This is a genomic window from Gordonia sp. GN26 (assembly GCF_054823965.1).
In genome coordinates this window covers 97,760-109,396 of record NZ_JSYC01000012.1, presented here as the reverse complement: position 1 = coordinate 109,396, position 11,637 = coordinate 97,760, and the positions used below count along the sequence as shown (strand labels likewise).

The window sequence follows — 11,637 nt, the reverse complement described above, 5'->3', positions numbered from 1 at the left end:
ATCGTCGTCGGCACCCCGGTCGCCGGCCGCGGTGAGCCCGGACTCGAACCGCTGGTCGGGATGTTCGTGAACACCCTCGCCCTGCGCACGCCGCTCGACCGTGAGCGGTCCTTCGTCGATCTGGTGGGTCGGGTCAGGGACACCGACCTGCACGCCTACGAACACGGCGACGTCCCGTTCGAGCGGATCGTCGAAGAGCTGAACCCCCAGCGCTCGACGGCACACCATCCGCTGTTCCAGGTGGCGCTGGCCTTCCAGAACCTCTCGAAGACCGACGTGGTGCTGCCCGAGGTGACCGTGTCCCGGGCGCAGGCCGACACCGGTGTCTGCCAGTTCGACCTGCAGCTCGTCGTCGCCGACTCCTACGGCGAAAACGGCACTGCGCAGGGCATCTCGGGCGCGATGATGTTCGCGAACGACCTGTTCGACCCGGCAACGGTCCAGGGCTTCGTCAAGCGACTGTGCCGGATGTTGGAGGCGATCGTCGACGATCCGGAGACCCCGGTCGGCGAGATCGATTGGCTCGACGCCGCCGAACGTACCGACCTGCTCTCGCGCGTCGGTCGTCCGCGTCTCGTCGCCGAGGGACCGTCGCCGGTGCTCCTACCGGAGGTCTTCGCCGCTGCAGTCCGCCGCAACCCGCGCGGACCTGCGGTGATCGCCGGCGGCGTCGAGCTGACCTACGCCGAACTCGACCGTCGTTCGAATCGTCTGGCACGTCACCTCATTCGACTGGGCGCGGCGCCGGAGCGGCCGGTGGCCGTCGCGGTCGAGAGGTCCCTGGACTCGGTGATCGCCTGGTGGGCCGTGGTCAAGTCGGGTGCCGCCTACGTTCCGGTCGACCCGCACTACCCGACCGCCCGCATCGACCAGATGGTCACCGATTCCGGTGCGACGCTGGGCATCACGATGCTCGGGGCACGCGCCGGGCTCCCCGGGACCATCGACTGGGTCGTCGTAGACGATCCCGCCGACGCCGAACGCATCGATGCGCTCGACGACGCCGAGATCGGGCAGGCCGAACGCATCCGGCCGGTACGTGCGGAGAACACGGCATGGGTGGTCTTCACCTCCGGATCGACCGGGGTACCCAAGGGCGTCGCGGTCAGCCACGCGGGTGTCGCCGACTACCTGTCCTCACTGTTCGTCGATCCCGAGAGCGGTCCCACCTCCCGGGTCCTGCACTTCGCGTCTCCGTCCTTCGACGCCTCCCTGCTCGAGATCCTGCTGTCGATCAGTTCGTCCTCGGCACTCGTGGTGGCGCCGACCGACGTCCGCGGCGGCAACGAGCTCGGCGACTTCCTCCGCGATCAGCGCGTCACCCACGCGTTCGTGACGCCCGCCGCGCTGGCGTCGGTCGACCCTGAGGGCCTCGACGACCTGCGCGAGGTCATGTCCGGCGGTGACGAGGTGCCGACCGATCTGATCACCCGCTGGGTGGGCGACGACCCGGCCCGGGCCCGCCGATTCCGGGTGCTGTACGGCCCCACCGAGACCACGATCGTCGCGACCGCGACCGAACCTCTGGACGCGGGGGAGCGTTCGACCATCGGCACGCCGTTGGCCGGGATGCAGGCACTGGTCCTGGACCCGCGGATGCAGCCCGTGCCGGTCGGTGTGGCCGGTGAGCTCTACCTGGCCGGCCCGGCACTGGCCCGGGGGTATCTGAACCGCCCGGGCGTCTCCGCGTCGCGGTACGTGGCCCATCCCTTCGGCGAGCCCGGCGAGCGGATGTACCGGACCGGCGACGTCGTCCGCTGGAATGCCGCCGGTTCGTTGGAGTTCTTGGGACGCAATGACTTCCAGGTGAAGATCCACGGATTCCGGGTGGAGCTCGGCGAGATCGACTCGGCGCTGGGTGATCATCCCGGGGTCTCGTTCGCGGTCACGGTGCCGCGGCGCGACAGCGGGGTGGGCATGCGCCTGGTCTCCTACGTGGTGCCGGCTCCCGGCGAGGTCATCTCGGGGGAGAAGCTGCGGGCCCTGCTCCTGGACTCGCTGCCGCCCTACATGGTCCCGGCGGCGGTCATGGTCCTCGACGAGATCCCGCTGACGCCGAGCGGCAAGCTCGACCGCAAGGCCCTTCCCGCGCCGCTCATCACGACCCGTCGCTTCCGCGCCCCGGCGTCCCCGGTGGAGGAGATCGTGGCCGGTGTCTTCGCCGACGTCCTCGGGATCGAGGGCGGCGTCGGTGCCGACGACGACTTCTTCGACCTCGGCGGCAACAGCCTCGCCGCCACCCGTGTCGTGTCGAGGATCGGCGCAGCGCTGGGTACCAACGTCCCGGTGTCGATGATCTTCGAGGCGTCGACCGTGTCGAAGCTGGCGGCTCGGGCCGAATCGCACACGGCCATCGGCCGGATCCCGCTGGGATCGCTGGACCGGCCGGAACGCATCCCGCTGTCGTATGCGCAGCAGCGGATGTGGTTCCTCAGCCGCATCGAACCCGACTCACCTGCGTACAGCATCCCGATCGTCATCCGGCTGTCCGGGCACCTCGACGTCGACGCCCTGCAGGCGGCGATCGGCGACGTCGTCGACCGCCACGAGATCCTGCGCACGGTGTACCCGTACATGGATGCCGAGCCGACACAGGTGATCCTGCCACCGGCCGCCGACCGCGTCCCGGTGGTCGTCACCTCGGTGCCCGAGTCGGAGATGCCGCGGGCGATGTCGAAGCTGCTGGCCCAGCCCTTCGACGTGACGTCGGAGGTCCCGGTACGGATCAGGCTGTTCTCGCTCGGCGACGACGAGTGGGTGCTCGCGGTGGTCATCCACCACATCGGCGCCGACGGTTCGTCGTTGACGCCGCTCGCCCGGGACCTGATGAACGCGTACGCGGCCCGAACCAACGGTGGCGAACCCGGCTGGGAACCGCTGCCGGTGCAGTACGCGGACTACGCGATCTGGCAGCGGGTGGTCCTCGGTGCCACCGACGACCCCGACTCGTTGCTCCGCGCGCAGATCGACTACTGGACAAAGCAGCTGGCCGACGCGCCCGCCCTGCTGGAACTGCCTGCCGACCGCCCGCGGCCGCCGGCGCAGTCCTACACCGGCGGCAACGTCCCGCTGACCGTGGACGCCGACCTGCACGCGGCGCTGCAACAGGTCGCCCGTGCCCACAACACGACGCTGTTCATGGTCGTCCACGCGGCGCTGGCCGCACTGCTGGCGCGGCTCGCGGCCACCGACGACGTGGCGATCGGCACCCCGTACGCCGGACGCGGCGAACGCGAACTCGACGATCTGATCGGCATGTTCGTCAACACGCTGGTCCTCCGCACGCGGTTGCGCCAGGACATGACGTTGCGCGAGCTGATCGACGACGTGCGGGACACCGATCTGGCGGCCTTCGGGCACGCGGACGTCCCGTTCGAACGACTCGTGCAGGAGCTCAACCCGGTCCGGTCCGACGCCTACAACCCGTTGTTCCAGGTGATGCTGGCGTTCCAGAACATCTCCTCGGCAGACATCGAACTGCCGGAGCTGTCGGTGTCCGCCGTCGAACCCGACACCGGGATGTCGTTGTTCGACCTGCAGGTCACGGTGTCGGACACCTACGACGCGAGCGGCGCGCCGGCCGGACTCCGCGGCGGGATCACCTTCGCGACCGACCTGTTCGACGCATCGACGGTCGTCGGTTTCGGTGAACGCCTGGTGCGGATGCTCAGCGCGCTCGCTCAGGACCCGGCACGCCTGGTCCACGAGGTCGACCTGCTCGACGACGACGAACGCGATGCGGTCCTGGTGCGGTGCAACGAGACCGCTCACGCCATCGACCCCACCGCCACGCTGGCGTCGCTCTTCGCGGACTCGGCAACCCGATTCGCCGACAGCCCCGCGATCACGGCAGGCGACGTCACCCACACCTACGGTGAGTTCGCCGGTCGCGTCAACCGGTTGGCGAGGTGCCTCGTCTCCCGCGGGGTGGGTCCGGATTCGCTGGTGGCGCTGCGGATGCGGCGTTCGCTGGATCAGGTCACCGCGATGTACGCGGTGCACGCAGCCGGCGGCGCCTACGTGCCGGTCGACCCCGATCACCCGGCCGAGCGGATCGACTACATGCTCGAGTGCGCCGATCCGGTAGTGGTCCTCACCTCGCTCGACGGTGTCGATCTCGACGCCTTCGACGACGCGCCGCTGACCGACGCGGACCGGCTCGGCCCGCTGACCCCGGCGAATCTCGCCTACGTGCTGTTCACCTCCGGGTCCACCGGCAGGCCGAAGGGTGTTGCGGTGTCGCATCGTTCGGTGGTGAACCAGGTGCTCTGGATCAGCGACGAATACGACCTGAACGTCGCGGACGTCGTCCTCCAGAAGACCCCCGCCACCTTCGACGTCTCGGTGTGGGAGCTCTTCGCCACCCTCGTGGTGGGAGCGCGACTGGTGATCGCACGGTCGGACGGGCACACCGACCCTGATTACCTCGCCGACACGATCGCCCGTGAGCGCGTGACCATCACCTCGTTCGTGCCCTCGATGCTCGCGGTGTTCGCCGACTCCGCGAGAACCGTTGCGCTGGACTCGCTGCGGGCGCTGCTGGTGGCGGGCGAGGCGTTCGGTCCGGACGTGGTGACCGCGGCGCGGCGGATGCTGCCGGGAGTGGAACTGCACAACCTCTACGGCCCGACGGAGTTCACGGTGCACGCCACGGCGTACGCCGCCCGTCCCGACGACACCGGTGCGGTGCCGATGGGCAAGCCGGTGTGGAACGCCCGGGCCTACGTCCTCGATTCGAGGTTGCAGCCCGTGCCCATGGGGGTGACCGGCGATCTGTATCTGTCGGGAACCCAGGTGGCCCGCGGCTACCACGGCCGGCCCGGCCTGACCGCGGAACGGTTCGTGGCCGACCCGTTCGCACCGGGGGAGCGGATGTACCGCACCGGCGACCTCGTGCGTCGACGCCCGACCGGTGACCTCGAGTACCTGGGCCGCAGCGACTTCCAGGTCAAGCTGCGCGGTCTGCGCATCGAGCTCGGCGAGATCGAGGCGGTGTTCGCCGAACACCCGAAGGTCGCCCGCGCGGTCGCCACGGTCACCTCGACCGAGACCGTCGAGTTCCTCGCGGTGTACCTCGTGCCGGCAAACGGCGACGCCGAATCGCTCGACGCCGACGAGGTGACGGCCTTCGCGTCGACGGAGCTGCCGGGCTACATGATGCCGACCGCGGTACTCGTGCTGGAGACGGTCCCGCTGACCGCGTCGGGCAAGCTCGACCGCAAGCGACTGCCCGAGCCGAAGCTGAACACCGCGGAGTTCCGCGAACCGTCGACGTGGCTGGAAGGTGAGATCGTCCGCACCTTCGAACACGTCCTGGGCGTGCCGCGGGTGGGAGTCGACGACGACTTCTACGAGCTCGGCGGCAACTCGCTGAGGTCGGTGCAGGTGGTCAACGACCTGAAGAGCGAGCTGCACATGGACATCCCGGTCCGGTGGATGCTCTCCGCCTCGAGTCCGGCCGATCTGGCCCGGCGGATCGAGGACTGGATGGGCAACGGTGAAGGCGCCGACGCGTCGATGGAGTTCGATGCGCTGCCGCCGCTCGGGTTCGACGTCCTGCTGCCCATCCGGCCGGGTGGGGAGCAGCCGCCGCTGTTCTGTGTCCATCCCGCATCCGGCCTCTCGTGGGCCTACCACACCCTCGGCCGGCACCTCGCGTCCGGACGGCCGGTGTACGGTCTGCAGGCACCGCAGATCGGTGGCGAGAAGGACGGTCCCACAACGGTGTCCGGTCTCGCGCGTCGCTACTTCGACGAGATCCGGACGGTGCAGCCGCACGGGCCGTACCACCTGATGGGGTGGTCGCTGGGTGGCACCATCGCGCACGCCGTGGCCGCCGAGATGCGGGCCGCCGGCGAAGAGGTCGCGCTGCTCGCGATGCTCGACACCGAGGCCGACGCCGTCGACACCGACGCGATCCAGACGATCACGGCCGGTGAACTGATCAGCAACCTCGGCCCGGTTCTCGGCATCGACTTCGTCAGTGCCGACGCGACCGCGGAAGAGGCGGCCGAACAGATCGCCGAGCGTCTCGGGAGCGGCCTCGGCATCGACGCCAAGTCCATCGAGAACCTCACCGAGACATACAACATTCTGCTTCGGGCACTGGGTGACTGGCAGCCACCGGCCGTCGACGTCGACCTGCGGTACTTCACCGCGGTTCGCGATCGGCGCGCTGATGCGGTCGGTCACGACGGGTGGGCGCCCTACGTCCGTGGCGACATCTCGAATGTCGACGTCGACGTGCACCACCGCGGGATGACCGAGAACGAGGCGATCATCCGGATCGCCGGGATTCTCGACGAATACATGACTCGCGCAAACGGTCACGAAGCCGGCCGTTCCGGGTCTAGCGTTTTCAACAATGGGAGATTCACCATCCAGAAATGAGGTAGTCCATGAGCAGGTCAAGGACTTCGACCGAGCTACGCCGAACGCGCTTCCAGGGCTTGCGTGTTCGACGCCCAGCGGTCGCGATGTTGGGGTGTGCGATGGCCGCGTCGTTCGCGGTGACCGTGCCCGCCCACGCCGCCACCCCGGCGGCCGGTCCGCCGACACCGGGGATCGCGACGGTGGGTATCCCCACCATGGCGCTCCCGTCCGGGGTATTGCCGGATCTCCGTCCGGTGTCCCAGGTGGTGGTGTCCACTTCGGTTGGGACCGAACAGGAATCGGTGGTGACGTCGACCTGGCCGCGGGTCACCACCGGTGAGAGGACGGTTCTCCCGACGCCACTGGGCCCCGCCCATCGCGTCGCCGATCAGACCGCGGCGGCCGGTGACGTGGTGCGGATCGGGAACCTCGAACTGCGTCGCCCGCGCGCAGTGTCTCCGCAACTCGCCTCGGACATCAGCGCGGGGTCCGGTGAACTCGTCGCGGGTATCTCCGATGTCCTTCGGAGCAACGGGGTCTCGACCGCGCGTGCGGACAAGGTCGCCGAACAGATGGTCGGCGACGCCGCGGTCGGTGGCGTGATCGGTGCCGGGGTCGCGGCTCCGCTGGCCCTCGCCGTCGGCGGTGTGGTCGGTGGTGGGCTCGGGCTCCTCCTCACGCTGCCGCTCTGGCCGACCGGTCTGGTGTTCGGACCGCTGATCGGAACGGCCGTGGTCGCGACCCTGGTGGCACTCCCGGCCGTCGCGGCCGGTGTCGCCATCGGCGCGGCGCACGGCTACGACAAGGGGTGGAAGGTGCCGCTCAACCGCAAGCCGGCCAAGCGGCCCCAGCCGACGGCGGCCTCGCTCGATCGGGCCCCGGCCCAGCTGGCCCCGCCGCTGCCGGTGTCCGCCCTGAAGCAGCTGACGCCGGTGCCCGCCGTCAAGCAGCAACAGCTGGCCCCGGCGCCCGCGGTGAAGCGCGTGACGCCGACACCCGCGGTGAAGCAGGTCGCGCCGTCGGCGCCTGCCCGTCGTGACGCGGTGCCGTGCACGTGGGCTCGGATGGCCGAGGTCGCATTACAGGGAGGTGGCATCGGCAGCTGCTGAGTCACTGCCGAAAGGATCGGCCCTGGCGCAGTCGCGGACTGCGTCAGGGCCGCTTTCTGTGCCGGCCGCTTCGTTTGCAGCCGCTTTCCTGCCTGACTAGGGCTGATGTTCGATCAGCATCCGGATCGCGCCGACGATCGTGTCGACGAGACCTTCGGCGGTGTTGCCGCCGAGTTCGCCGCGCTGCTCGTCGGCGCGCATCATGATGACCGACTCCACGAGCCGGAACGGCAGCAGACAGCGTTTGTCGGCGGGATCCCCGAGGGCCGCTGCCGTCAGTGCCGCGTACCCGGCCGCGAGTTCCTGTCGTGCGGTGCGGAAATCGACGAAGCGCGGTTCCCCGACCTCGGGCAACAGGTAGAGCGCCCCGAGATTCCAGCGCGCGCGTGCGAGCTGTTCCACGTCGTAGCGGGCGAGGGTGAGCAGTCGCCCGAGCGCAGGCCCGTCGGCATCGAGCAGGGCGCGGGCCTGCTCCACCGAGCCGACGACCGTGGTCTCCAGGAGATGCGCGAGGATGTCGTCCTTGGTGCCGAAGTAGTGGTACATCGAGGCCTGCCTGATGCCCACCGCCTCGGCGATCATCCGGGTCGACGTCCCGGTGTAACCGTGACGGGTGAAGAGCTCGGCCGCGGCGTCGAGGATCTCGTCCCGGGCGGTCTCGCCACGGCGTCTCGACGGGACCAGACGCGGGCGTCCGGGGCCGCCGGATTGGGAGGCCGTGCGCGTGCCGGTCGCCATGATTCCTCCTGCTGTGGTGGATGTTCTCGACATAGTTGACCATGCCCTGGAACCCTCGGATGACGGTGCGATCCCGCGACCTGGGCCGATTAACGCAGTCGTTACCCACGTTTTCGCGGACGGAACAAAACTGTCAACCGAAAGAAATGTGCGTTCGCTTATCTATCACCTGACAGATACGCGCTCAACGAGGAGCTCCTCGACAGAAAGAACGCATCATGACCACAACCCCGGAAAAGACCGTCGCGCAACCGGTCACCACGCCGGCCGGCGACCACGACGCCGATGACCTCTCCGAGTTCGGTTACGACCAGCAGCTGCACCGGTCGCTCGGCAAGTTCGCCTCCTTCGCGGCCGGCTTCTCCTTCGTCTCGATCCTGACCACGGTGTTCCAGTTCTTCGGCCTGGGTTTCGGGTTCGGCGGCCCGGCCTTCTTCTGGACGTGGCCGATCGTCTACGCGGGCCAGTTCCTGGTGGCCCTGTGCTTCGCCGAAATCGCTGCGCGCTACCCGATCTCGGGCGCGATCTACCAGTGGTCGCGCCGCATGGGCGGTGAGGTCATCGGCTGGTTCGGCGGCTGGTTCATGATGATCGCGCAGGTCGTCACCGCCGCCGCGGCGGCCATCGCCCTCCAGGTGGTGCTGCCGTCGGTGTGGATGGGCTTCCAGCTAGTCGGCGACGATCCCACGCTCACCAGCACCAGCGGCGCGTCGAACGCGGTGCTGCTCGGTTCGATCCTGCTGGTGATCGTCACCGCCATCAACTGCGTCGGTGTCACCTGGATGAGCCGCGTCAACAGCATCGGCGTGGTCTGCGAACTCGTCGGCGTGGTCGCGGTGATCCTGGCGCTGTTCACCCACGCTCAGCGCGGTCCGGGCGTCGTCTTCGACACCGGCGCCCCCGGTCAGCAGCCCGGTTACATCTGGGCGTTCATCGTCTCGGGCCTGATGGCCGCCTACGTGATGGTCGGATTCGGTTCGGCCGGCGAGCTCGCGGAGGAGACCCGCGACCCGCGTCGCGTCGCACCGCGCACGATCCGCATGGCACTGACGGTCTCGGCCATCGGCGGCGGCCTGATGCTGCTGGGCGCACTCATGGCCGCTCCGACGCTCAGCGAGGAACTCGCCATCGGGGGCCTGCCCTACGTGCTCGACTCGGTGCTCGGCAGCTTCTGGGGCAAGGTCCTGCTCTGCGACGTCGCGGTCGCGATCTTCATCTGCACCCTCGCCATCCAGACCGCATGCTCCCGCCTCATGTTCTCGATGGCCCGCGACGGCCGGCTGCCGTTCTCGAAGCAACTGGCACACGTCAACTCGCGGACGGGCACCCCGATCGCCCCGTCGATCCTCATCGGCGTGCTCTGCATCGGCGTCCTGGTGGTCAACGTGGGCAACTCCGCGATCTTCGCGACGCTCGCCAGCGTGTGCATCATCCTGATCTACTTGGCCTACCTCGCCGTCACCGGTCCGATGCTCTACCGCCGGTTCCATGGCTGGCCGCACCAGGGCGGTGTCGACGCGGGCGGCCGGAAACTGTTCGGCCTCGGCCGTTTCGGGATCGTGGTGAATCTCCTCGCCGTGCTCTACGGCGCGCTGATGGTCGTCAACCTCGCCTGGCCGCGTGCCGAGGTCTTCGACCCGGCCGGTGACATGCCGGTCCTGCGCTGGGCCGGGCCGATCGTCATCGCGGTCACCGTCATCGCCGGCATCGCGTGCTTCCCGCGCGGCAAGGAACATCCGAAGCCCGTCGAACTCGCTGCCTGAGCCCGTTGCTGCCTGAGGTGAGAGGAGTGAAAGCGACGAGCCTCGAAGGCCTGGCGACTCGCGATCACACCCGCAACCACAACCACATTCCGAGGAGACATCCGACATGACCATCACCGCCACCGGCACCGGCACCACCGCGGGAGCCCGTGAACACGCCCGGTCGCAGGCCGGTCGCATCACCGACAGCATGCCCGTCGTCCCGGCGTCGAACTGGCCGAACCCGCCGGCCGACGTCGACCCCGCCGGCCTCACCTGGGCCGAGACCGTGCCCGGTGGGCGGTACACGAGCAAGGTCCTGGCCCGTGGCACACGGCTGCGCCTGCACGACGTCGCCGGGTCGGCCTGCGCGCACCTCCTGCTGTGGCGTGCCGACGCACCGTGGGAGCGGCTGAATGTCGCCGACACCGTGAAGGTTCCGTGGCAGGCCTACCTCGGCACCGGGCACCCGCTGCTGAGTGACCAGGGCCGCGTCCTCGCGACGATCGTCGCCGACGGTTCCGGACACCATGACGCTCTCTGCGGCACCACGACCCTCGCCGCCAACACCGCGAAATACGGGGACGGACACGTTCATTCGGCCAGCCCGGCAGGACGCGAGATGTTCACCCTCGCCGCGGCGAAGCACGGCCTGACCCCGACCGACGTCGCCCCGTCGGTGTCGTTCTTCCACGGGGTGAAGGTCGAGGACGACGGCTCGTTGCACTCCACCGGTTCCGCGGGCGCCGGCACGTCGGTCGACCTGATCCTGCACCTGCCGTGCGTCGTGGCGATCGCGAACACCGCACATCCCGTCGATCCGTCGCCGACCTTCGACACCACCTCGCTCGAGGTGCTCGCGTGGAAGGCCCGGCCCGATCTCGACTCCCTGCTCGCCGGAGTCGCGGACAGCGATCCCGAATACCAGCGTGCCGTCGCCAACTCCGAAGACGCCTGGGCCGCAGCTCGTTTCTGAGCGTCCCGACCCGAGAGGAACACACTCATGACCACCACCATCGATCTCGCCACCGCCCCTGCCGCGGGCCTGGCCCTCGTGTCCGGCGCCGTCGTCCACGACGGCCTGGTCGGCGAACGCGGACCCTGGTCGGGGATCGTCGCCGCCGGCGACGTGCTCACCATCGTCGACCTGTACGGGAACCAGGCCGTCGACACGCTCTTCTACGGTGCGGCCGACCACGCCAAGCGCTATTCGGCGCAGGCCACGATCGCTGCGCAGGGCAACATCTTCCTGACCACCGGCACCGTCATCCGCGACCAGGAGGGCGAACCGCTGATGACGATCGTCGCCGACGAGGTCGGCAACCACGACACCGTGGGCGGCGCCTGCTCGCAGGAATCCAACACGCTCCGCTACGGCCACCACACCAAGCATCAGCACGCATGCGTCGAGAACTTCCTGATCGAGGGCAGTCGGCACGGACTCGGCAAGGCCGATCTGGTCGGCAACGTCAACTTCTTCATGAACGTGCCGGTCGATCCCGACGGCTCCCTCGGCATCGTCGACGGTCTGTCGGCCCCCGGCAAACGCCTCGCCCTGCGGGCCGACGCCGACACCCTGGTGCTGATCTCCAACTGCCCGCAGATCAACAACCCCTGCAACGGATTCGATCCGACCGCGGTCCGCGTGATCGTGACCCGACCCGCGGCCTAGGACC

6 protein-coding genes are annotated in these 11,637 nt (G+C 69.1%); 5 read left to right on the top strand and 1 reads right to left on the bottom strand.

From position 1 onward, the window contains the following. Both OK17_RS04560 and OK17_RS04555 read left to right on the top strand, forming a co-directional pair. The coding region (locus tag OK17_RS04560) for an amino acid adenylation domain-containing protein (protein ID WP_461416795.1) at nucleotides 1–6,390 on the top strand (6,390 nt) is incomplete at its 5' end. Between the two features lie 101 nt (nucleotides 6,391–6,491). Next, nucleotides 6,492–7,481 (top strand): hypothetical protein, encoded by a 990-nt coding sequence (locus tag OK17_RS04555; RefSeq protein WP_461416794.1) that lies wholly within the window; start codon nucleotides 6,492–6,494, stop codon nucleotides 7,479–7,481. Nucleotides 7,482–7,577: 96 nt separating this feature from the next. On the opposite strand, the gene OK17_RS04550 is transcribed toward OK17_RS04555, so the two are convergent. Then, a complete protein-coding gene (locus OK17_RS04550; protein ID WP_461416793.1) occupies nucleotides 7,578–8,219 on the bottom strand; it encodes a TetR/AcrR family transcriptional regulator in 642 nt (213 codons plus the stop codon). Nucleotides 8,220–8,437: 218 nt separating this feature from the next. Here OK17_RS04550 and OK17_RS04545 point away from each other — a divergent pair, with 218 nt between their 5' ends. The 3 genes from OK17_RS04545 to OK17_RS04535 all read left to right on the top strand — a co-directional run bounded on the left by OK17_RS04545 (nucleotide 8,438) and on the right by OK17_RS04535 (nucleotide 11,633). After that, nucleotides 8,438–9,982, top strand: a complete 1,545-nt coding sequence (locus tag OK17_RS04545; protein ID WP_232718224.1) for an amino acid permease — start codon at nucleotides 8,438–8,440, stop codon at nucleotides 9,980–9,982. Between the two features lie 106 nt (nucleotides 9,983–10,088). Further along, nucleotides 10,089–10,937 carry an urea amidolyase associated protein UAAP1 gene (locus OK17_RS04540; protein ID WP_232718225.1) on the top strand — a complete coding sequence of 283 codons (849 nt, stop codon included), beginning with the start codon at nucleotides 10,089–10,091 and terminating at the stop codon, nucleotides 10,935–10,937. 27 nt (nucleotides 10,938–10,964) lie between these two features. Further along, nucleotides 10,965–11,633 (top strand): urea amidolyase associated protein UAAP2, encoded by a 669-nt coding sequence (locus OK17_RS04535; protein ID WP_461416792.1) that lies wholly within the window; start codon nucleotides 10,965–10,967, stop codon nucleotides 11,631–11,633. Nucleotides 11,634–11,637 lie beyond the last annotated feature (4 nt).